Origin of the sequence: Streptosporangium sp. NPDC023963, assembly GCF_040639135.1 — a bacterium.
In the GTDB taxonomy this organism is placed as follows: Bacteria; Actinomycetota; Actinomycetes; order Streptosporangiales; family Streptosporangiaceae; genus Streptosporangium.
Genome location: NZ_JBEZZK010000012.1, coordinates 22,963 through 45,637, shown reverse-complemented (window position 1 = coordinate 45,637; position 22,675 = coordinate 22,963). Strand labels below are relative to the sequence as shown.

Here is a 22,675-nt window from a genome sequence, read left to right as displayed (position 1 = left end):
CAGACCATGCCCGATATCGACCCCGTACGGGCGGGGGATCCCGAACGCGTGGGCGAGTACCAGGTCGTCGGACGGCTCGGGGAGGACGTCTATCTCGCCACGGCCCCCTCGGGAGACCGGGTGGTCGTGCGCCTGCTCCCCGCGGACGTGAGCCCGGAGCGGTTCCGGGAGGCGATGGAGCCGCTGCGGGAGATACCCGCCTTCTGCACGGCGCAGGTTCTGGACAGCGGGCCCGACGGCGGGGTGGACGGCGACAGGCCGTACATCGTGAGCGAGTACGTCGACGGTCCCACGCTGCGGGAGGCGGTGACCTCCGAGGGCGTCCTGGGCGCGGCCGCGCTGCACCGGCTGGCCGTCGGGACGATGACCGCCCTGGTCGCCCTGCACCAGGCGGGTACGGTGCACGGCGACCTGCGTCCCGGTGCCGTGGTGTTCGGCCCCGACGGGCCACGGGTGATCGACCTCGGCATGGCGCGGGCGCTGGAGGCGACCGCGTCCAGCACGACCCGCAAGGTCGACGTCCCCGCCTACAGCGCGCCGGAGAGGCTCATGGGCACCTCCCCCGGGCCCGAGGGGGACCTGTTCTCGTGGGGGGCGACCGTGGTCTTCGCCGCCTCTGGCCGTTCCCCCTTCGACGCCGGGACGATGTCGGGCACGGTCAACCGCATCGTCAACGACGAGCCCGACCTCGGCGCGCTCCCCGACGACCTGCGCGGGCTGGTCACGGCCTGCCTCGCCAAGGACCCGGCGCGGCGGCCGACCGCGAGCGACGCCCTGCTCCGCCTGGTCGGCGGGTTCCTCACCTCCGACCAGGCGCCCCTCGATCCCTCAGCGTCCTCAGCGCCCGGCGCTCCCGCCACCCGGCCGCTGCGCCGCGCCCGGCCCGCGCTGCTGGTCGCGGGCGCGCTGGCCGTCGCCCTCGTCTCCGGTGGCGCGGTCTACCTGGCGGTGTCGGGAGACCCGGCGCCCGCGCCCGCGGCCGCTCCGCGCCCGGCCCGGAGCACCGCGCAGGGCGCGCTCGCCCCGGCCTTCACCCCCCAGCCCCAGCTCAGCCCGAACGTCACCACGGCGCCCTGGGAGTCGGTGGAGAAGACCACCGAGGACGTCGAGCTGCCGGGGACGGGCATCACCCTGCACGAGAGCCCGAAGGACCCGGTCAAGCTGGGCGGCTACGTGAACATCAAGGTGCCCTTCGCCTCGTTCGCCAGGGAGAGGGGGAAGGAGACGTTCATACAGGTGGCCAGCGCCATGCAGCCGGTGTTGTCGCCGCAGGGCGACCTGGTGGCGCTGAACCCGATCGGGAAGTTCGCCGACTCGTCCTTCGACTACCTGAGGATCCGCGACCTGAGGAACGGCGCCCAGTTCGACGTCCCGACCGTCGAGCGGCCCAGGGAGGGGCACAACCCCGTGTGGTCGAAGGACGGCTCCAAGGTCCTGCTGTCGGTACGGGACACGGACGAGGAGAAGTCCGACGGGTTCGTGGTGGTGGACGTGGCGGCGCGCAGGGCCACCCACGTGCGCACCGAGTCCGTCGGAGCCGACACGTTTCCCGTCACGTTCGCGCCGGACGGCTCGGTCGCGCGGGGATACTACGACGGCAAGGGCCACGGGGTCGACTTCTACGGCCCGAACGGGCAGGCCACCCGGACGATGCACTGGGTCGGCCAGCCGCGCAACACCACCTGGTTCTCCCCCTCGGGCGCGCTCTTCGCCACGATATGCCCCAAAGGGAACACCGTATGCGTGTGGGACACGCTGAGCGGCCACCGGCGCTACACGATGGACATCAGGGAGAACACCCGGTTCGTGGGCTGGTTCAACAACAACCACCTGCTCCTCCAGAACCCCGTCAAGAAGGGTTCCAAGATCGAGGTGGTCGACCTGTACGGCAAGTCCGTCCGGGTCCTCGCCGACCTCAAGAAGGGCGACACCGCCCTCCTGAGCTTCACCGCGGCGGCCGGATGACCCGGGTCCTGCCGCCGGCTCCCGGCGATCCCGACCGCATCGGGCCGCACCGGATCACCGGCAGGCTCGGCCGCGGCGGGCAGGGGACGGTGTACCTGGCGGAGTCCCCCACCGGGGCACGGGTCGCGGTGAAGGTGCTCGGCAGGGGCGGCGGCGAGCAGACCCTGGCGCGCTTCCACCGCGAGATCGAGCTGGCCCGCCGGGTGGAGGCCTTCTGCACCGCGCAGGTGCTGGAACACGGCGAGGCCGGCGGCATGCCGTACATCGTCAGCGAGTACGTCGACGGCCCCAGCCTCGCCCAGGTGATCGACGAGCGGGGACCGCTGCGCGGGGCCGAGCTGCGCAGGCTCGCGGTCGGGACCGTCACCGCGCTGGCCGCCATCCACCGGGCGGGCGTCGTGCACCGCGACTTCAAGCCCGCGAACGTGCTGCTCGCCCGCGACGGCCCCCGGGTGATCGACTTCGGCATCTCCCGCGCGCTGGACGCCACGGTGACGGCCTCCGACCACCTGGTCGGCACCCCTCCGTACATGGCGCCCGAGCAGTTCGACGGGCGCGAGGCGGGATCGGCGGCCGACCTGTTCGCGTGGGCGTCGACGGTGGTGTGCGCGGCGACGGGGGAACCGCCCTTCGGGACCGGCCCGGTGCCCGTGGTGATCCACCGGATCCTGAACGCGGAGCCCGTACTCGGTTCCCTGGACGACGAGCTGCGCGAGCTGGTGGGCGAGTGCCTGGCCAAGGATCCGCGGGCGCGCCCGGCGGCCATGCCGGCGCTGCTGCGGCTGCTGGGCCATCCGGCCGAGCGGCCGTCGTACGGGACGGGTCAGGAGGCGCTCGGCGAGGGCCGCAAGCAGGCCGCTCCCCCGCCGGCACGGCGGCGCTCCTCGCGTCCGGTGGTCGCCGCCCTCGCCGCGCTGGCGCTCGCGGCGGCCTCCGGCGTCGCGGTCCTCGCGGTCCGGGCGGCGGGGACGGAGGAGCCCGCGAAGGTGGTCGCGAGCGGCCCGGAGGGCACCCCCTCCCCGCCCGCGAGACCGCCGATCGGGACGATGCCCACCACCTCCACCACCGACCTGCGGATCCCCGGAACGAAGATCACCCTGAGGGAGAACCCCGCGGACACGGAGCGGGTCACCACCTACCGGGACTCACGCAAGGGGGCCGGCGGCTCCCCCGTCTTCCTTCGGCGGGACGACACCGCGGAGTTCACGTTCCTGGGGACGTTCATGACCGCCGTGTCCGCGCCGGGAGGAGCGCGCGTCGCCGTCAACCCGGACAACAAGTTCACGCTGGAGGGGTTCGACCTGATCCGGCTGGTGGGTCCGGAGGGAGAACCGGAGACCCAGATCAGGACCGTCGACTCCCCGCTGACGACCTTCAACCCGCACTGGGACCGGAACGGGACGAGGATCCTGCTGACGATCTACGAGGGAATCGAGGAGGAGCAGCGCTCCCGGGGCTTCGTGATCGTGGACGTGGCCTCGCGCACGGCCCGCGTCTTCCGGGTGCGGGACGACGACCACCGCTCCGACTACGTCTGGGGCGCCGGCGCGGCCTCGGTCCTGCACACCGGACCGGACGGGTCGGTCCGCTTCTACCGCCTGGACGGCACGCCGCTGCGGACGGTCCCGAAGGTGGGCCGGCTGGTCACGGACGACGTCCGGGCCACCTCACTCGGGACGGTCTTCACGACCCGCTGCCACGACAGGCCCCAGGACGTCTGCGTGTGGGACGCCGCCACGGCGGAGCGCAGGGCCGTCGTCCCGATCAGGAAAGGGACGACCTTCAGCGGCTGGCTGGGCGACCGCCACTTCCTCGCCACCGTGACCGAGGGGAAGACCGTGAAGGTCGTCCTGCTGGACCTGCACGGGAAGGTCGTGCGGGTCCTCGCGGACGGCCCCGCCACGGAACTGAGCAAGATCGGCCTCTACTACACGCTCAAATGACGGGCTCCGCCGCGGTCCGGCCGCTCCTCGCCTCGTGGACCTCGCGCAGCAGCGCGGCCGCCGCCGCGCTCGTCGGGTCGCCCGTCACGGTGACGGTCTCCCAGGCCGGCACGGCCCCGGCGAGCCCGACGAAGCGCACCCGGTCGGTCTTGACCGCGAAGGACTGCGGCACGAGCGCGACGCCGAGCCCGAAGGTCACCAGGTCGAGCAGCGAGTGCACGTCGTTCACCTCCAGCGAGACGCGGCGTTCGACGCCCGCGGCGGCGAACACGTCGTCGACCAGGTCCCGGGTGCCCCAGTCCGGCTGGAAGTCCACGAACCGCTCCGCCCGCAGCTCCGGCAGCTCGACCTTCTCCCTGGCCGCGAACGGGTGGCCGGGCGCGCAGGCGAGCACGAGCGGCTCGTCCGCGAGCGGCCCGACCACGATGTCGTCGGGACAGCGGGCCGGGCGGGAGACGAACGCCAGGTCCAGCCGTCCGGCGCGCACCTGCTCGATCAGCTCGCCGGATCCCCCCTGGCGCAGCCGGATCTCCAGGCCGGGGTAGGCGGCGAGGAAGCGGGCGAGCACTGCCGGCAGGTGCACCGCGTGCAGGCACTGCAGCGAGCCGATGGCCAGGCTTCCGCGAAGCAGGCCCTGCACCGCCGCGACGGCGTCCCTGGCCGCGTCGGTCGCCGACAGCGCCCGCCGGGCCTCGACCAGCAGCGCCCTTCCGGCGGGCGTGAGCTCGACCTGCCGGGTGCTGCGCAGGAACAGCGAGGCGCCCAGCTCGCGCTCCAGCGAGCGGATCGAGGCCGACAGGCCGGACTGGGCGACGCGCAGCCGGTTGGCCGCCCGGGTGAAGTGGCACTCCTCGGCGACGGCGACGAAGTACTCCAGCTGCCGTAGTTCCATGATTCATCACCAGGATCGCTGAAAGGCATCAGTTTCTTCTATTGGACAGCTTAATCGGGGCAGGAGAGGGTGAACTCTGTACCAACCGATCTCCGAGGAGGAACTTCCATGCAGACACGCCGCATCGGCGACGTCCAGGTCAGCGCGATCGGTCTCGGCGGCATGCCGATGTCGATCGAGGGGCGCCCCGACGAGCAGCGTTCGGTCGCGGCGATCCACGCCGCGCTGGAGGCGGGCGTGACGCTGATCGACACCGCGGACGCCTATCACGTGGGCGCGGACGAGGTCGGTCACAACGAGTCCCTGATCGCCCGCGCGGTGGCCGGCTACGGCGGCGACACGTCCGACGTGCTGATCGCCACGAAGGGCGGCCACGTGCGTCCCGGCGACGGCTCGTGGACCTTGGACGGCTCGCCGGACCACCTGAAGAAGGCCTGCGACGCGTCACTCGCCCGCCTCGGCGTCGAGGCCATCGGGCTCTACCAGTTCCACCGCCCCGACCCGAGGGTCCCGTACGCGGAGTCGGTCGGGGCGATCCGCGACCTGCTGGACGCGGGCAAGATCCGTTTCGCGGGCGTCTCGAACGCCGACCCCGACCAGATCCGGCAGGCCAACGAGATCCTCGGCGGGCGGCTGGTGAGCGTGCAGAACCAGTTCTCGCCGTCGTTCCGCTCCAGCGAGCCCGAGCTGGAGCTGTGCGCGGAGCTGGGGATCGCGTTCCTGCCGTGGAGCCCGCTGGGCGGGATCCCGCGGGCCGGCGAGCTGGGTTCGCGGTTCGCCGTGTTCGAGGACGTCGCGCGGGCCCACGGGGTGAGCCCGCAGCGGGTGTGCCTGGCGTGGATGCTCGCCAAGGCGCCGGTGGTGATCCCGATCCCGGGCTCCTCGCGTCCGGAGACCATCCGTGACTCGGTCGGCGCGGTCGACGTGAAGCTGTCGGCCGAGGAGCTGTCCCGCCTCGACGCGGCCTGACCTCGAAGCGGCCCGGCCTCGGCACCTTGAAGCGGCCCGGCCTCGACGCGGCCTGAAGAGACGCGGCCTGAGGAAGCGCGCTCCGGCCGGGCCGGCACCGCTCCGGTGCCGGCCCGGCCGTCCGCGTACGAGAGGCGTCTAGGAGGAGTAGACCTCGAACGAGGAGAGCTGCCCGGCGGGCCAGCCGGTGTTGCCGGTGATGTTCAGCCGCACGTACCTCTTCGTCGTCGCCGGGAAGGTGATGGTCACCGTGTTGCCGGTGGCCGGGTTGAAGACGTGACCCCGCGACGGCACGACGGTCTCGAAGTGGTTGTCGGGCGAGACCTGCACCGACAGCGTCTGGGTGCGCGTGCCCCAGGCGGCGGACGGCGGCAGCTTCAGCACCAGGCGCCCGACGGAGGTCTGCGCGCAGAGGTCGACGGTGATCGACTGGGGGAAGGCGTGGTTGGCGCTCTCCCAGTAGGTGTTCGCGTCGCCGTCGACGGCGTTGGCCGCCACGTAGTTCTGCGTGGTGCTGCTCGCGGTGATCGACTTGCCGCGGGCCAGGTCGCCGGTGCCCGGGGAGCACCCGGGCGGGGGCCCGGTCGTCGCGGTCACCGTGCCGGAGGGCGGCGAGGTGTTCTGCGCGGCGTCCCTGGCGACCACGTAGAAGCCGTAGGAGGTCGACGGCGTGAGGCCGGTGACGGTGAACGACGTTCCCGCGGTGCTGCCCACCTTGACGTCGGTGGCGCCCGCCTCGCGGTAGACGTCGTAGCCGGTCACCCCGACGTTGTCGGTGGCCGCGTTCCAGCCCACCGTGATGCTCGTGCTCGACGCCGGGACGGCGCGCGCGGCGCCCGGCGCGGTCGGGGGCTGGGTGTCGCGCGTGCCGCCGGCCCTGCGGGTCTCGAACTCCGTCGCCCAGTACTTCGTCCGGTCCAGGTACGCGGTCTCGGCCGCGGCCCCCGTCCTGCCATACGCGCCGTCGAACGTCTGGTAGCCGAACCCGGCGGGCGGGGTGGAGTCGGCGGGCTCGATGGAGCTGCCCTCGTGCCATTCGTTGAACGAGGTGATGGAGACCCAGGTGGGCAGGCCGCCCTTGGCCGGGTCGAGGGCGTTGGACCACTCCAGGTCGTAGGTGGCGCCGTCGGCGCGGCCGAGGGTCGGGGTGGTGTTTCCGGGCACCGCGCGGTCGTCGATGTAGCCGGGGGCCACCGAGGGCGCCCAGATCAGGTTGTGCTGCTTGGCGTAGGCGCTCGCGTTGGCCCAGCCGGGCGCGGTGGCGCCGGCGATCCCGTCGTAGGTGTACATGCCGGAGAAGTGCGCGATCTTCGACGTGTCGGTGGTCTGGGCGAGCACGATGTTGCCCGCGGTGACCTGGTCGAGCGCGGCCCAGTCGGTGATCCTCAGGCTCTCGAACACGTAGAACGCCGCCCGGTCGCCGTGCTCGGCGTCACGGTAGAAGGCCGGGTGGGAGCCGTAACGGGTGTTGATGTAGCGGATGTCCTCGACGGTGGAGGCCGCCGTGCGCCCGCCGTAGGGCTCCAGGTGCCAGGCGACCTTGACGCCGTACCGCGCGGCGGCGTCCATCACGCCCTGGGTGAGCCTGTCCTCGAAGCTGTCGCGGCCCCACCAGCTGTAGACGATGACGCCGACCCCGGCCTGCTTGATCCACTCCATGTGCCTGGTGACGGCGCCCGCGTGGTCGCCCGAGTCGTAGGCGCCCAGGCTGGGGTACAGGTCGGCGCCCACGTCGCCGGGCGGGGTGTGGCCGCCCTGCTGCCAGTGCCGCCACTCACCACTCGTCTGGGGGTTGCCGTACCAGGAGTAGTAGAACAGGTGGACGTTGGAAGACTGCTCGGGGACGGCCGCGCCACGTGCCGGGAGCGGTGCCTGGGCTCCGGCCCAGCACAGGGCGGCCAGCAGGAGCGCGAGGACGATCTGGGCGCGTCGCCCGGTATGGCGTAAGCGGCTGACAGATTGGTCGGATGTCTTCATCGGCTGACCCTTCGTCACGCGGGGCCGGATCGCCGCGGCCGGCGGAGCGTACGGTCACCGCGATCCAGCCGGGTGGGGGGCGGAGAGGATACCGCCGTCGCCGGGAGGATCGGCGAACGGCGCTGTGCACACCATAAGATGGCGGACAGATGTCCGCAATGTTTCTACTTCTTTTCGCAAAAATATGCCTACAGTATGGCTTTACGCGATATATCGACCGACAGGGGTCGACAGGCGAGTCGGCCGGGACCGCGAGCGGGCGCACCTTCCTGGAACGGTCCGATGTTTCTTGTCCAGCGTCGAAGGGTTTCCCGGCGTCGCGGGTCTCCCGCGGCCCGGAGGTGCGGGGCGGCAGGGCACCCCGGTGCCGGGGAACCTGTGGTTTTTCGCAGGGGAACGCGGAGGGATCTCACAATGGTCCGGGCGGGACGGTGTTCGTAACGTCGACTGGTGCCCGAATTCAAGATCGCAAACGGCCCGCTCCCCCGGCGCCTCGCCGGGCGCCGCCCGGTGGCCCGCGCCGTCATGCTCGCGACGGCCCTCCTGACGGCGGCCTCGTTCGCGCCGGCCCCGTTCGCGCCGGCCTCCTCGGCGGCGGCGTCCTCGGCGCCGGCCTCGTTCACGACGGCGTCCTCGGCGCCGGCCCCGTTCGCGACGGCGTCCTCGGTGTCATCGGCGGGGACGGACACCGCCCCCCGGGAGATCGGCCCCGCGTCCGTCGACCGTTTCGTGAACGCCTACCGGGAGGCGACCGGACTGCCCGGGGTCGCCGTCGCCGTCACCAAGGGGGACGAGGTCGTCCACGTCGCCGGCTACGGCCGTACCTCCTCCGGCGATCCCGTCACGGCGGACACCCCCATGGCGACCGCGTCGCTCAGCAAGTCCTTCACCTCCCTGGCCGTCATGCAACTGGTGGAGAAGGGAGCGGTCAGGCTCGACGAACCGGTGCGCGTCCGGCTCCCCGAGTTCGTGATGGCCGATCCGCGGGCGGCCCGCATCACCGTCCGCCAGTTGCTGGACCAGACCTCGGGCATGGCCGACGAGGCCTTTCCCGAGAGGAGCCTGCCCCAGCCCCGATCACTCCGCGAGGCCGTGGCGCGGCTGAGGGGGGCGAGGCTGGCCGCCGACCCCGGCACGCGGTGGAGCTACCACAACACCAACTTCCAGGTCGCCGCGCGACTGGTCGAGGTGGCGAGCGGCATGCCCTTCGCCGGTTACCTCCGGACGCACGTGTTCGGCCCGCTCGGCATGCGGAACAGCACCACGATCGACACCGAGCGCGACCTCCCCGCGAGCGCGCGGGGCCACCTCCACCTGCTCGGCGCCACGCTCGCCCTTCCCGAGCCCCCGGGCTTCGGCAACGGCTCCGGCGGGGTGATCAGCAGCGCGAGGGACATGGCCCGGTGGATGATCACGCAGAGCGGCGAGGGGGTCGGACCGGGCGGTGTCCGCGTCGTCTCCGCGGCGAGCGTCGCCGAGATGCGCACCCCGTCCAGGATCAACGACTCCTACGCCCTGGGCTGGGCGATCGGCACGACGAGAAACGGCTCGCCGGTCGTCGCGCACGGCGGCGACCTGCTCACCGCGACGGCTCAGCAGACGCTCCTGCCCCGGTCGGGGTACGGCATCGTGGTGATGGCCAACACCGGCACCGCGTACGCCGACAGCGACGCCGTCGCGGACGCGCTGGTCGCCATGGCCGAGGGACAGGAGCCCGAGGCGCCCCCCTCGATCCCCCCGTACCTGATCGTCGATCTCGCCATCGCGGCGGCCGCCGCCGTGACGCTCCTGCTGGCGGGCCGCGGGCTGGCCCGTTCCCGCCGGTGGGCGGCGCGGCGGGCCGGGCACCCGGCGTGGCGCGCGGCGGCGCGGCTGCTGCCGTACGCGCTGCCGGGGGTGCTGTGCCTGACGATCACCGACGTCTTCGGGATGCTGGCCAGGGGAAAGGACACCACCTGGACGCATGTGGCCTACATCTACCCGTCCTTCATGGTCTGGCTCGTCCTCACCACCGGGGCCTGCGTGGTCCTGGTCGTCGCACGGATCGGTCACCTGGTCCGGGCGCGCCGGACGCCCGCGCCCGGCGCCGGGTGAGCGCATCAGGCGCGCCCGGTGCGCCCGATGCGCCCGGCGATCCCGACAGGCCCGCGAGAGGGACCGGACCGGGTTCCGGCGGTGGTGCGGCGGGGACGACCGCTGCTCGGGCGAGATCAGCCGGCGGGCTTGCCGAACCAGCGGGAGAGGTGGTCGTCCAGGTCCTGCTGATCGTCGCCGATCCAGGCGACGTGGCCGTCGGGGCGTAGCAGGACGCACGGAACATCCAGTACCGCGGTGGGATCCGCGAGGTGGTCGACCCGGTCCGACCAGCCGCCGGCGGTCAGGCGTTCGGTGCGGTCCAGCAGCAGGCCGCGGCCGCGACGCAGCAGACCGTAGAGGTGACCCTGTTTCACGTCGATGTCGCGCAGGCGGCGGCCGAGCAGGTCGGGGCCTTCGCCGAAGTCGTAGCGGACGCCGATCGCGGTGATCTTCTCGATCAGATGGCGGTTCACCTCGTCGAAGTCCATCAGTTCGGTGAGCAGCCTGCGCACGGCCCGCGGGCCCGGTTCGGCGGACAGCAGTTCCGTCTGGGCGCGGGTGTTGTCCAGCACGTCCTCGGCGACCGGATGACGTTCGGCCTGGTAGGTGTCCAGCAGTGTTTCCGGCGCCCAGCCGCGGATCTGCGCGGCCAGTTTCCAGCCGAGGTTGAACGCGTCCTGAACGCCCAGGTTGAGGCCCTGACCGCCGATGGGCGGATGGATGTGCGCCGCGTCGCCGGCCAGCAGCACCCGCCCGACCCGGTAACGTTCGGCCAGCCGGGTGGCATCCCCGAAGCGGGACAGCCAGCGCGGGGAGTGCACGCCGAAATCGGTTCCGGCGACGGCGCGCAACCGTTGCCGGAAATCTTCGAGGGTGGGCGGTTCCGTGCGGTCGCCGACTCCCGCGGCGGGGACGACGACGCTGTATACCCCTTCGCCGAAGGGCCTGAGCCAGAACGGCCGGTGGGTCTCGCCGATCTCGGCCACCTTGGCGGCGACCTCCTCCTGCGGCACACCCACCTTCATCTCGCCCATCAGCGTGTCGTTCCGCGAGGGCTCGCCGGGGAAGCCGACGCCGAGCAGCTTGCGCACCGTACTGCGCGCGCCGTCACAGCCGACGAGGTAGCGCGAACGCAGCCGTTCCCCGCCGGCCAGCTCGACGGTCACACCCTCGTCGTCCTGCTCGAAACCGGCCACCGCGCAACCGCGCCGGACCCGCGCGCCCAGTTCCTTCGCATGTTCTTCGAGCAGACGTTCGACGACCGGCTGCGGGATGCCCAGCAGATAGGCGTACGCGGAGTCCAGGCCCTCGGGCGCGGGTTTGGGGATGGCGGCGAAGAAACCGCCGGCCGGACGCCGTCTTCCGTGCGGAAGAACGCGATCCAGCAGCCCGCGCATCGCCATCAGCTCGAGACTGCGGATGTGCAGGCCGACTATGCGGACGAACGACGCGGGCTCGGTTTCCTTCTCCAGGACGAGTACCCGCACATCGTGCAGCCGCAGTTCGGCGGCCAGCACCGCACCGGTCGGCCCGCACCCGGCGATGATCACATCGAAGGTGAGGGGCGCGCGGTCGGCGCCGGAGGCCGGCGACCGGAGAACTCCGGGGGCGTCGCCCGCCGTGGAGTCGTGCTCGCCCCTGTCGTTCGACGGCGGCTCGGCGGTGACCTGCGGAGAGTGCATAGGTGTTGCCTTTCGGGAGTGCCTTGTTGTCGAGGCGCTCCCGGCGACACCTACGTCAATCGCCCGACCGTGACGGCAAGGGGGAGCACCCACATCGCTACAGCGTTCATGGATCTCACCTCCTCGGGCGGTGTCGCGGCCAACCGCAAGTTACAAGCCCGGGCATCACCCCGTCCAACCCTTTTCCAGCCACGTGATCACGGCTCCGGACGGGCCCGTGCGGCGGCGGGGCGAATCCGGCGCGGCGGCCCTGATCTCGGTGGGCGCCGCCCCGACGAGGTTCGCTCGTGGCCACCGCGCGAACCGGTCGCGGGCGACGACGACCGGCGCCTCGAATGATCGAGGTTGGACACCGCACGACCGATGCCGTTCCGGTGGCGCGGAGCCGCCCACCGAGCCGCGGAACCCGCGTCCCCGCCGCTCAGCCGTCCAGATAGCGCAGGATGGCCAGGACGCGCCGGCTGTAGCCGGGGGTGCGCGACAGCCCGAACTTGTCGAAGATCGCGTTGATGTGCTTCTCCACCGTGCTCTGCGACACGTGCAGACGCTCGGCGATCGCGGCGTTGACGAGACCCTGGGCCAGTTGCTCCAGCACCTGGGACTCCCGCCGGGTGAGCCTGCTCAGCGGGTCGGTGCGGGTGGTGCGGGCGAGCAGCCGCCGGACCACCTCCGGATCGAAGACCGTCCCGCCCGCGCGGACCCGCTCCAGCGACTCCAGGAACTCACCCACCTCGGTCACGCGGTCCTTGAGCAGGTACCCCAGCCCTTCGGGGGTTCCGGCGAGCAGCCGCGCGGCGTAGGCCGTCTCGACGTACTGCGACAGCACGAGCACGCCCACGTCCGGCCGGCGCTCCCGGATCGTCAGCGAGGCCCGCAGCCCCTCGCCCGCCTGGCCCGGCGGCATGCGCACGTCCACGATCGCCACGTCGGGCCGGTGCCCGTCCACGGCCTCGAGCAGCCCCGCCGCGTCACCCACCGCCGCCACCACCTCATGACCCGCCTCCTCCAGGAGACGGACCAGGCCCTCGCGGAACAGTACGGAGTCATCGGCGAGGATCAGCCGCATGACGGCTCCGGGCGTTCGGACCCGCCGCGGGGCAGCGTCGCCGTGACCCTGGTCGGGCCACCGGGGGGACTGTCCACCTCGAAGGCGCCGTCCAGCGCCAGAACCCGCCGCTCCAGCCCGGACAGCCCGCCACCGGCGGGATCCGCCCCGCCCCGGCCGTCGTCGGAGATCTCCACGGTCATCGCGTGCTCGTCCTCGCTCAGGACCACCAGGACGCCGCCGGCACCCGCGTGTTTCGCGGCGTTGGCGATGGCCTCGCGGGCCACGAAGTAGACGGCCGTCTCGATCTCGGACACCGGGCGTTCCGCGAGACCGTAGCGGACGGTCACCGGCACGCCCGCCCGTTCCGCCACCCCGGCCAGGGCCTCGCGCAGGCCCAGCTCGTCCAGCGCGGCCGGGTAGATCCGCCAGGCCACACTGCGCAGCTCGTCGAGGAGGCGGCGCGACTCCGCGTACGCCTGGTCCACGAGGGCGGCGACCGCGGCCGGGTCGGCGCCGTGCCGAGCCCGGCCCAGCAGCATTCCCAGGGCCACGCCCCTCTGCTGGACGCCGTCGTGCAGGTCACGCTCGATGCGCCGCCGCTCGTCGTCGACGGCCCGCACGACGCCGCTGCGGGTGGCGGTCAGCTCCGCGATGCGGCGGCGCATCGCCTCCCGCTCCCCGGGACCGGCGAAGTACGCCACCAGCCGCCGCTCCGCGGCCACCGTCGCCGCGCCGCACAGCGCGGCCAGCCCCAGCAGGACCACCCCGTAGGCGGTGCCCAGCGGCCCGCTGTCGACCGTCAGGCGTACGCCGGGATACCGCAGCGGGACCGGGGACGACGCGCCGGAGAGCAGTTCCCCGACACCGCCGGCCAGGAACAGCAGGCCGACGAAGAGAGCGGTGAAGGTCAGAAGGCTCGCGAACGTGCCGAACGCCGCCCGCAGGGCGAGGTAGCCGTACGCGCTCCTCGCCGGTTCCCCGCCGGTGCCGTGACCGGACCACGCTCCGGTGCCGTGGCCGGACCACGCTCCGGCGCCGTGGCCGGACCACGCTCCGGCGCCGTGGCCGGACCACGCTCCGGCGCCGTGGTCGAAGCACGCCGCCAACCGGGCGCGTTCCAGCGCGACCAGCCGTGCCGTTCCCGCCGCCGCGAAGCGCCGCGCGGCGCGCCGGCCCGCGGGCCACGCCGCCAGGACCGCGAGCAGCCCGCCCGCGACGCACAGGAAGCCGAGCTCGGCGACACCCGTCACGCCCCCGGCGACCAGACCCGCGACGCGCCGGGCGGCCCGCCCGACCGGCGTCCCGGCCCGCGCGGATCGGGGCACCGGCCACGGCATGACTTTCATCCTCGGGGTCATCGGGGTCATCGACATCAGACGAATTGTATTGACCTTCCCCCGCCCCCCGAAGACCACGGGCCCCGCCCCTCGAAGACCACCGGGAGGCGACGTCGACCGCCGAAACCGGGCGATGCCGCGGCTCGGAACCGGCTCCGGAACCGGCGGGGCCCCGGACCGGAGGACCCCGGAGCCCGATACACCGCCCGAGCGCTCGCCTAAGGATCCAAATACCTATACAAAGCACCCAAAGAGTCACTGCATTCGCGAATTGCTTTGACCGGCAACCAGGAATTGGTCATATTTACGCAATGATTCATTTACGCCATCTCGCGGGAGCCGCCCTCGCGTCCGTTCTGCTGGCCGGTTCCGTCGCCGCCCCCGCGGCGGCCTCGGCCCGGGAAACCGTCGCCGTCTCCTCGACCGAGGCCGCCGCGCGACCGGGCAACGGAAAGATCCTCTATGACCGCATCAGCGGTGGGCGGGGCACGCTGAAGATCAAGAACGGCGCCGGCAGGGACGCCGTCGTCACGCTGGTCCGCGGCAGGTCCAAGGCGATCAGCGTCTACGTCCGCGCCCGGTCGACGGCCTACGTCCGCGACGTCAGGGACGGCACCTACACGATCTTCTTCACCTCCGGTTACCGGTACAGCACCTCCCGGGGCAGGTTCACCGGCTCCCCCTCCTACCAGCGCTTCACCAGCAAGCTGAGGTTCACCACGACCTCGTCCAGCTCGACCATCTGGACCCTGACCCTCAACCCGGTCAGGGGCGGAAACGCCCGGACGACCGGCGTCAACCCGAACGACTTCCCCACCTGATCCGGCCTCCCCTCCCCCGTACGCCCGTCGTCACGGCAACGCCCGCAGCGTCGCCGGAAGATCCGCCGGGCCGCCTCCCCCCACCGGAAAGGCGGCCCGGCGGCCGCCCGGCGCCGAACGGGACGGCCGCGCCCCTCGCGAGAGCTCCCGGCGCCGGAGCTCTCCGCTCCCAGCGAAGGACGCGACGGCGAGCCAGGCGCCGCAGCACACCGTCGCGGGACGTACCTTGAACTGCACGGGTTGTTGTATCTGACCAGACCTGGGGAAGGTGTGAACGCCATGGAAGCCGCCACCGTGGAAGGCACCGTTGAGGTTGTCGAGGTTGAGGAAGAGGACCTGATCCTGACCGACGACGACGAGGCGCCCGCAGCCCTGGAGGCGACCGTCGGGGCGAGCACCGACCCGGTCAAGGACTATCTCAAGCAGATCGGCAGGATCCCCCTCCTCAACGCCGAGCAGGAGGTCGAGCTCGCCAGGCGCATCGAGGCCGGGCTGTTCGCCACCGAACGGCTCAACGACGGCGACCGGCTCCAGCCCGACGTGCGCGCGGAGCTCGAGTGGCTCGCCGAGGACGGCCACCGGGCCAAGAACCATCTGCTGGAGGCCAACCTGCGCCTGGTGGTGTCGCTGGCCAAGCGCCACACCGGCCGGGGCATGCTGTTCCTGGACCTGATCCAGGAGGGCAACCTGGGGCTGATCCGCGCCGTGGAGAAGTTCGACTACACCAAGGGATTCAAGTTCTCCACGTACGCCACCTGGTGGATCAAGCAGGCGATCACCCGGGCGCTCGCCGACCAGGCCCGCACCATCCGCATCCCCGTGCACATGGTCGAAGTGATCAACAAGCTGGCGCGCGTGCACCGGCAGATGACGACCGACCTGGGCCGCGAGCCCACCCCCGAGGAGCTGGCCGTGGAGCTGGAGATGACCCCGGAGCGGGTCGTCGAGGTCCAGGGGTACGGGCGAGAGCCGATCTCCCTGCACAGCCCGCTGGGCACCGAGGGCGACAGCGAGTTCGGCGACCTCATCGAGGACTCCGAGGCGATCACCCCCGAGGACGCGGTGGCCTCCGCGCTGCTGCAGGAGCAGCTGCACACGATCCTGGAGGCGCTGTCCGAGCGTGAGGCCGGGGTGGTGGCGATGCGGTTCGGGCTCGGCGACGGCCGGCCCAAGACGCTGGAGGAGATCGGGCGCGCCTACGGGGTGACCCGCGAGCGCATCCGGCAGATCGAGTCCAAGACCATGACGAAACTGCGCCACCCCTCGCGCTCGCGGGCCCTGCGCGACTATCTGACCTGATCGGTCTCCCGGCCCCCGCCGGGCGCCCGGGCCGATCGCCGTCCGGGCCGCTCGGCGGGTGCCGTCACGACCCGTGCCGCGACCTGCGCGCGACGACTATCTCGGTGACGACCTCCTCCTGCCACTCCCCCGACGGGTTCGCCGCGGCCAGTGCCTCGCGCACCGCCTCGGTGAACGCGGGCAGGCGCTCGCCGAGACGCGCGGGCGAGGAGTAGGAGAACGACAGCTGCAACCCCACGATGTCGTCGACGGACTGCCGGGCCGTACGGGTGAAACACCGGGACTTCAGCCGGTGGAACGCCGACTCGCGCAGCATCTCCTGGTGGTGCCGCCCGCTCTGGGCGTACTCCTCGCTGTTCGCCCGCCACTCCAGGCCGAACGTCTGCCGTACGGCCCGCACCACCGGCTCCCAGGGCGGATCGACCGGGTCGGTGGTGGGTCCGGCGAGGACGACCGCGCCGTGCGCGGGGAGCAGCCCGTCGAAGTACCGGAGCACCCGCTCGCGCTCCATCCAGTGGAAGGACCGGCCCATGACGACGTGGTCGACCGGGCCGAGGGGCAGCTCCCCGAGCGTCGAGGAGTCGCCCCGCAGCCAGCGGATGCCGGGCGTGCCCCGCCGGGCCCCCTCGGCGAGCATCTCCTCGCTGGGGTCCACGGCCAGGATCTCCCCGGCCCGGGACGCGAGGGGGATCGCCAGCGTGCCCGGACCGCACCCGAGGTCCAGCACCCGTACCCGGTCGTCGAGGTCCAGCATGTCCGCGATGTAGTCGATGATCTCTGTTTCGTAGCCGTGCCGGTAACGCGCGTAGTAGGTGGCGGCACCCGCGAACAGTTCGCTCCGAGAGATCATGAGAACCAGTTTAGACACGCCCTTCCGGGAACCGGAGAGCCTCGACCGGGCCGTTAGGGGGCCCCTGAACAGCGGAGGACGCCGTTCGTCACGCTGCCGGAGACACGCGTCCCGTTCGGCGCGCAGGAAGGGTCACGCCCGGTCCGGGACACCGGGAGGGCCGCGTCCCGTTCAGGGCGTCCGGGAGCCGGAGGGAACGACCCTGCCGAGTCCCCAGGCGACGAGGCCGGTGATCGCTCCGACGATCACGCCGGTGAAGACACTGCTGATCGCGGCGAAGAGGCGCAGGACGGCGGACTGCGTGGCCGGGTCGAGGTCGCTCAGGTTTCCGCCGAGCGCGGGCGGGTCGTCGCCGAACGCGGAGTTCCAGAGCAGCTGATGTCCCGCGGCCAGGATGACGCCGTAGAACAGGCCCACGACGAGGAGGGTGAGGAAGGGGTTGGGCACCCGTTTCCAGAGGGCGACGGCGATCCAGACGACCGGAGGTACGAAGACGAACAGGGCGTTCACGAAGGTACCCTCGTGGATGACGTCCAGGTCGTGAAGCACGACCCGGGGCGCCGCGAGAAGAGCGAGTCCGATCACGGCGAGCACGGGAAGTCCGAGAACCGGGCGTCCCGGGGCGAGCGGTTGACGCGGCCGGGTGTTTCGAGAGGTCATGGCCTCACGTTAGGAAGCGTCCGGGACGCGGCACATCCGTCTCCGGTCTCGATGCCGGTACGTCGAGAGGCGACCGTCGGCGTCGCCTCACGCGGGACGCGGAGCGACGAGACGGCGCCGTAGGGTGAATTCATGATCGAAGAGCGGTACGGGCAGGCGCGGAGGAGGCTTCCGCCCTGGGCGGCCGACGCCCTGATCGGTGCGGGCGTCACCCTCATCGTGTCGGTCGTCATCTCCGCGGGCCAGGGAGGACGGCAGGGCCCTGACGCGATCGCCCATCTGTGGGCCGTGGGGCTTGGAGCGCTGATGCTCGTCCGGCGACGCCACCCGGTGGCCGTGCTCGCCGTGACCGCCCTGGGACTGTTCGCCTACTACGCCGCCGGCCATCCGGCCGTCGGGCTCGCGGTCCCCGTCGCCGCGGCGCTGTTCTCGGCGGCCGAGTTCGGCCGTCTCGTCCACGCCGTCGTCACCGCCACCGTCGTGATCGCGGTCTCGCTGTCCTTCCGCCTGGCCGAGGGAGATGACTTCTCGTTCGTCGTCGGGTACGAACTGGCCGGGCACATCCTGCTCATGGCCGCGGCGATCGCCCTGGGAGACAGCCTGAGATCGCGGCGGAACGCGCAGGCGGGAGCGAGACGGATCGCCGAGCTCACCGCCCAGCGGTACCGGCAGGAAGCGGGCGCCCGGCTGCACGCCGAACGCCTGGCCATCGCGCGTGATCTGCACGACTCGATCGGCCACACGACCTCCGTGATCTCCCTGCACGCCGATGTCGCCCGCGAGTCGCTCGGCCGCGACGAGTCGCAGACCCGGGCGGCCCTCGACCTGATCAAGTCCACCACCACCCGCACGATGGGCGAGCTGCGCAGAACCGTCGCCCTGCTGCGCACCCCGGACGAGGACGCGAGGTCGGTCGTCTCGTTGTCGAGCGTCGACACGCTCCGCGAGAACGCCGCGGCCGCGGGAATCGAGATCGACATCGAGATGCGCGTCACCGCCGAGCTTCCCGCGACGGTGGACGCCTCGGCGTTCAGAATCGTCCAGGAGGCGGTCACCAACATCGTCAAGCACTCCCGCGGCACCCGTGCCCGCATCACCGCGCTCGACGACGGCGCGGTCCTGCGTCTGTCCGTCGTCGACGACGGTCCCGGGCGGGTCCGCGACAGCGGCCCGGACCACGGCATCGGCTCAGGCGACGGTCACGGCGACGGCGACGGCGACGGCGACAGTCACGGTGTCGGCCCGGGACACGGCATCGCCGGGATGCGTGAGCGGGCCGAGACCCTCGGCGGCACCCTGACGGCCGGGCGCGAGTCCGCGGGATTCGCGGTCCGGGCCGTCCTCCCCCTGGAGCGGACGCCATGATAGGCGTGGTCATCGTCGACGATCAGGAGCTCGTGCGCGCGGGACTGCGGACACTCCTCGAGAACGATCCGGGCATCACCGTCGTCGGCGAGGCCTCGGAGGGACGTGCCGCGCTCTCCCGCGTACGGGAGTTCCATCCGGACGTCGTGCTCATGGACATCCGCATGCCCGGCATGGACGGGCTCGAGGCGACCGCGGCCATCAGCGCCGACGAGTCCCTGAGGGGCTCGCGGGTGCTGATCCTGACCACGTTCGACGACGAGGAGGACATCGTCGAGGCCGTCACCGTGGGAGCCGCCGGTTACCTTCTCAAGGACACACCGTCGGAGGACCTCCGCAAGGCGGTGCGCACGGCCGCGGGAGGCGGCAACGTGCTCTCCCCCGCGATCGCCCGGCGCGTCATGGAACGTCTCGCCAGGGCTCCGCGACCTCCCGAGCCGGACCCGCGGCTGGCCACTCTGACCGCACGGGAACTCGCCGTCCTGGCCCGCATCGGCCATGCCGAGACCAACGACAGGATCGCCGCCGCGCTCTTCATCAGCCCGGCCACCGTACGCACCTACGTCAGCCGGATCCTGACCAAGCTCGACGCGCGGGACCGCACGGCGCTGGCCGTCATCGCTCACCGTTCCGGGCTCGGTACCGGCGAGGACCTCCGCCGGTGGTGACCGGAGAGGACCTCCGCCGGTGGTGACCGGCGGGGGCCTTCGCGCACCGTAGCCGTCCCGCCCGGAAGTTCGTCGGGGGTCGGTAGTCGAGGTAGAGATCGCAGGCGCGGTCGAGGGCTTCTTGGGCGGTGCCGACGGGTAGCCCGGTCGGCGGGATCCGGTTCTCGTGCTTGCCGCTACCGGCGAGGTGGAGGCCGAAGCCCCAGCTGGCGGCCGACCCGGCTGCCGACACCCGCGTGAACCCCCGGAGGGTTTACCGGTGAGACCACCCTGTTGAGTTGCCAGGCGCATGACATGGCCGGAAGCCGCCCCGCGCTCGGGCTCCTGCACAGCCACCAGCGTACCGTCTAAGTTGCATTGACCGGTAGCACTCACACGTCTACATTCATGTCTAACAGGACGTCCCCGTGAGGCGACACAAAAAAGCTACCTTCATAATTCCGAACGATGGTGAACCAGTCGAGGAGACCGCGTGCAAGAACGCTTCGGAAGCAAGTCGGCGATCGTCGCACTGACCGCCCTGACCCTGGCCGTGTTCATCTACGTGACCACCGAGTCGCTGCCCATCGGCCTGCTCCCCCTGATCGCCCAGGATCTCGGCACCAGCCCGTCGGCGGTCGGGCTCCTGGTCACCGGATACGGCCTGATCATCGTGCTGGTGTCCCTGCCGCTCACGCGACTGACTCGCCGGCTGCCCCGGCGGCGGCTGCTGTGCGTCCTGTTGGGCATCTTCGTCGTGGCGACCTGCCTGTCGGCCATGGCGGGGAACTACTGGCTGCTCATGGGCGCCCGGATGGTGACCGCGCTGAGCCAGGCGCTGTTCTGGGCCATCGTGACGCCGGCCGCCGCCGGCCTCTTCCGGGCCGAGGTGCGCGGCCGGGCCCTGTCCATCCTGTACGCCGGCGCCTCCAGCGCCGCGCTGACCGGCATCCCGGCCGGCACGTGGCTCGGCCAGCAGACCAACTGGCGGGTGGCGTTCCTCGCGCTCAGCGGCCTGGCTCTGCTCGTCCTCGCCACGATCGCGGCCGTCCTGCCCGACACGCCCGCCGGGCAGGGCGCGGCGGACCGGGGCAGCGCGCCCGACCGCGGCCGGTACCTGTCGATCGTGGCCACCACGGCGGTCGCGGTCACCGGCGCGTTCACGGCGTTCACCTACATCAGCCCGTTCCTGAGCGACGTCAGCGGCTTCACCGAGTCATCGATCGGCCCGCTTCTGCTGGCACGCGGGATCGCGGGCCTGATCGGCGTGGTCGTGGTGGGCTACCTCGTCGACCGCCACGGCTGGAGCACCATGACGGGGCTCATAGGCCTGCAGGCGTTGGCGCTCGCCGGGCAGTACGCGTTCGGCGCCTCCCCGGTCGGGACCGTCATCGCGATCTCCCTGTCCGGCTTCACCCTCGCAGGCCTGACCGCCGTACTGGGATCGCGGGTGCTCGTGTACGCGCCGGGCGAGTCGGTCATGGCGAGCGCCGCTACCTCCATGGCGTTCAATGTGGGCATCACCGCGGGCGCGTTCCTCGGCAGCGTGCTCCTTCCCGGCCCGGGCGTGCGCAGCACGGCACTGGCCGGGGCGCTGCTCAGCCTGGCGGCGTTCGCCATCGTGCTGGCCGAGCCGGTCCTGTCCAGCCGGCGGAAGGGCGCACCGGCCACGGCCGCCGACCCCCTGCCCGAGGGCGCCCGAGTCATGTGATCCGATGCTCAACGCACTGAACCGTGCAACCCCCTTGCCTGCCTTGAGTGGTAGCCTCAAGGGCATGTCACTCGACGTGGGACACCTTCCCCTGGTCGGCGGGCACCCCGCGCTCGATCTGGTCAACACGCTCGAACGAGGGGTACCGCTCGACGGCGGGCCGCCCCACGACTATCTGTCCGACGCCCCCGCATTGCTGCGCTGGGCGGCCAGGGCAGGCCTGATCAGCGACGCGGAGCGCGATCGGGCCGACCAGGCGTGGCACGACGATCCCGCGTCGGCGCAGGCGGGGCTGGCCACCGTACGGGACATCCGGGAAGGGCTGCACCTCGTGGTGCTCGCAACGATCCGGCCCGTCGACGGCGGGCCGGCGGACGACGCGGGCGAGGGGGATCCGATCGCGGCCGGGGCCGCGCTGGTCGTGCTGCACGAGCGATGGGCCGGGGCATCCGCCAGAGCCGCGCTGGTGCTCGACAGAGGCGACCCGCCGCAGGTGCGGCTCACCTACGGCACGATACCCGCCATGCTGATACCCGACCGGGTCGCCGAGGCCGCACTCGACGTCCTGCGGACGGCCGACCTGCCCCGGGTACGCCGCTGCCCCATACGCGACGGCGGCTGCGGATGGCTGTTCCTCGACCAGAGCCGCAACGGCTCCCGCCGCTGGTGCCGCATGGCCGACTGCGGCAACACGGCCAAGGCCCGGCGGCTCACCGAGCGCCGCCGCGCCGCCCGGGGCGGCACCCCGTAGGACTCGTACGCGATCAACGGCCGACGTCGCACCCAGGCAGCGGGTCACCTCGCCGCTGCCCATCGAGGACCCGGCCGGCACCGCGTCCTGCCGGTCGGGTTCGTCCATGAGGGCGTTGAGGTCGGCGGCGAAGGTGTCCATGCCCGATGCTTGTGATCGCTTCTGTACTCCCCAGGCCACCGAACATCTCAGGGGGATCCGCTGCACCATCTCCTGATCATTCTGTTCGGAGTTCTTGGTGAGGGACGTGCAGGCCACGCTCGAAGAAGCTCTCCAGCACCATGACGGTCTGCGTGCCGGTCACCCCCTCGATCTCGAAGATCCTGCGCAGCACCTCCTGCAGTTCCCGGGTGCTCGCCGTGCGCGCCTTGACCAGCAGTGACGCCGGGCCCGCGATGACGTGCGCCTCCTCGATCTCGGGAATCGCCAGCAGTGCCTCGCCCGACGCGCCCATCCACGCCCCTCCCTCCACGAGCACGAACGACAACACGCCCCTGCCCGCGGCGACGGGATCGACCTCGATGGTCGTCCGCCGGATCAGCCCACGTTCGCGCAGTTTGCGCACCCGCTCGTGCGCGGCGCCGCTCGACAGCCCCACCGCCGCGCCGAGCGCGGCGTAAGACTGACCGGCATCGACCTGAAGGAGGCTGACCAACGTCTTGTCAATGTTGTCCATAGCCGT

The 22,675-nt window shown here is 72.0% G+C and carries 17 protein-coding genes and 1 pseudogene; 10 read left to right on the top strand and 8 right to left on the bottom strand.

Annotated elements, in window-relative coordinates; all coding sequences use genetic code 11:
* Positions 1-6 precede the first annotated feature (6 nt).
* Entirely contained in the window at positions 7-1,965 is a 1,959-nt protein-coding gene (locus AB0F88_RS29885; protein WP_362691331.1) for a WD40 repeat domain-containing serine/threonine protein kinase, read from the top strand.
* Complete coding sequence (locus AB0F88_RS29880; RefSeq protein ID WP_362691328.1) at positions 1,962-3,908, top strand: serine/threonine-protein kinase; 1,947 nt, start codon at positions 1,962-1,964, stop codon at positions 3,906-3,908. The genes AB0F88_RS29885 and AB0F88_RS29880 overlap by 4 nt, the downstream gene beginning before the upstream one ends.
* Here the strand turns inward: AB0F88_RS29880 and AB0F88_RS29875 are convergent.
* The gene (locus AB0F88_RS29875; RefSeq protein WP_362691325.1) at positions 3,901-4,800 is read right to left on the bottom strand and encodes a LysR family transcriptional regulator; all 900 of its coding nucleotides are present in this window, start codon (positions 4,798-4,800) and stop codon (positions 3,901-3,903) included. The genes AB0F88_RS29880 and AB0F88_RS29875 overlap by 8 nt on opposite strands.
* A 108-nt stretch (positions 4,801-4,908) precedes the next feature.
* Here AB0F88_RS29875 and AB0F88_RS29870 point away from each other — a divergent pair, with 108 nt between their 5' ends.
* On the top strand, positions 4,909-5,769 hold the full coding sequence (locus AB0F88_RS29870; protein ID WP_362691323.1) for an aldo/keto reductase: 861 nt from the start codon (positions 4,909-4,911) through the stop codon (positions 5,767-5,769).
* A gap of 138 nt (positions 5,770-5,907) precedes the next feature.
* On the opposite strand, the gene AB0F88_RS29865 is transcribed toward AB0F88_RS29870, so the two are convergent.
* On the bottom strand, positions 5,908-7,746 hold the full coding sequence (locus AB0F88_RS29865) for a discoidin domain-containing protein (protein WP_362691320.1): 1,839 nt from the start codon (positions 7,744-7,746) through the stop codon (positions 5,908-5,910).
* A gap of 450 nt (positions 7,747-8,196) precedes the next feature.
* Between AB0F88_RS29865 and AB0F88_RS29860 the strand changes: the two genes are divergently transcribed.
* Positions 8,197-9,840 carry a serine hydrolase domain-containing protein gene (locus AB0F88_RS29860; protein ID WP_362691317.1) on the top strand — a complete coding sequence of 548 codons (1,644 nt, stop codon included), beginning with the start codon at positions 8,197-8,199 and terminating at the stop codon, positions 9,838-9,840.
* 116 nt (positions 9,841-9,956) lie between these two features.
* On the opposite strand, the gene rox is transcribed toward AB0F88_RS29860, so the two are convergent.
* The 3 genes from rox to AB0F88_RS29845 all read right to left on the bottom strand — a co-directional run bounded on the left by rox (position 9,957) and on the right by AB0F88_RS29845 (position 13,925).
* Positions 9,957-11,504 (bottom strand): rifampin monooxygenase, encoded by a 1,548-nt coding sequence (rox, locus tag AB0F88_RS29855; protein WP_362691314.1) that lies wholly within the window; start codon positions 11,502-11,504, stop codon positions 9,957-9,959.
* A 421-nt stretch (positions 11,505-11,925) separates the two neighbouring features.
* Entirely contained in the window at positions 11,926-12,570 is a 645-nt protein-coding gene (locus AB0F88_RS29850; RefSeq protein WP_362691311.1) for a response regulator transcription factor, read from the bottom strand.
* Positions 12,561-13,925: a histidine kinase gene (locus tag AB0F88_RS29845; protein WP_362691308.1), complete on the bottom strand. Its 1,365-nt coding sequence runs from the start codon at positions 13,923-13,925 to the stop codon at positions 12,561-12,563. Before AB0F88_RS29845 ends, AB0F88_RS29850 begins: the two co-directional genes overlap by 10 nt.
* A 275-nt stretch (positions 13,926-14,200) precedes the next feature.
* On the opposite strand from AB0F88_RS29845, the gene AB0F88_RS29840 reads away from it, so the two are divergent.
* A complete protein-coding gene (locus AB0F88_RS29840) occupies positions 14,201-14,710 on the top strand; it encodes a hypothetical protein (protein ID WP_362691305.1) in 510 nt (169 codons plus the stop codon).
* A gap of 318 nt (positions 14,711-15,028) precedes the next feature.
* Positions 15,029-16,009 (top strand): annotated as a pseudogene (locus AB0F88_RS29835) (RNA polymerase sigma factor); the annotation flags it as partial.
* Positions 16,010-16,073: 64 nt separating this feature from the next.
* On the opposite strand, the gene AB0F88_RS29830 reads toward AB0F88_RS29835, so the two are convergent.
* Entirely contained in the window at positions 16,074-16,859 is a 786-nt protein-coding gene (locus AB0F88_RS29830; RefSeq protein ID WP_362691302.1) for a methyltransferase domain-containing protein, read from the bottom strand.
* A 171-nt stretch (positions 16,860-17,030) separates the two neighbouring features.
* Entirely contained in the window at positions 17,031-17,519 is a 489-nt protein-coding gene (locus AB0F88_RS29825; RefSeq protein ID WP_362691299.1) for a hypothetical protein, read from the bottom strand.
* 132 nt (positions 17,520-17,651) lie between these two features.
* On the opposite strand from AB0F88_RS29825, the gene AB0F88_RS29820 reads away from it, so the two are divergent.
* From AB0F88_RS29820 to AB0F88_RS29805, 4 genes are all read left to right on the top strand, one after another.
* The gene (locus tag AB0F88_RS29820; protein WP_362691296.1) at positions 17,652-18,884 is read left to right on the top strand and encodes a histidine kinase; all 1,233 of its coding nucleotides are present in this window, start codon (positions 17,652-17,654) and stop codon (positions 18,882-18,884) included.
* Positions 18,881-19,552 (top strand): response regulator transcription factor, encoded by a 672-nt coding sequence (locus tag AB0F88_RS29815; protein WP_362691293.1) that lies wholly within the window; start codon positions 18,881-18,883, stop codon positions 19,550-19,552. Before AB0F88_RS29820 ends, AB0F88_RS29815 begins: the two co-directional genes overlap by 4 nt.
* A 472-nt stretch (positions 19,553-20,024) precedes the next feature.
* Entirely contained in the window at positions 20,025-21,242 is a 1,218-nt protein-coding gene (locus AB0F88_RS29810) for an MFS transporter (protein WP_362691290.1), read from the top strand.
* 64 nt (positions 21,243-21,306) lie between these two features.
* Positions 21,307-21,993, top strand: coding sequence for a CGNR zinc finger domain-containing protein (locus tag AB0F88_RS29805; RefSeq protein ID WP_362691287.1), 687 nt, complete (start codon positions 21,307-21,309; stop codon positions 21,991-21,993).
* A 217-nt stretch (positions 21,994-22,210) separates the two neighbouring features.
* Here AB0F88_RS29805 and AB0F88_RS29800 read toward each other — a convergent pair whose 3' ends face one another.
* Positions 22,211-22,669: an Lrp/AsnC family transcriptional regulator gene (locus tag AB0F88_RS29800; RefSeq protein WP_362691284.1), complete on the bottom strand. Its 459-nt coding sequence runs from the start codon at positions 22,667-22,669 to the stop codon at positions 22,211-22,213.
* Positions 22,670-22,675 lie beyond the last annotated feature (6 nt).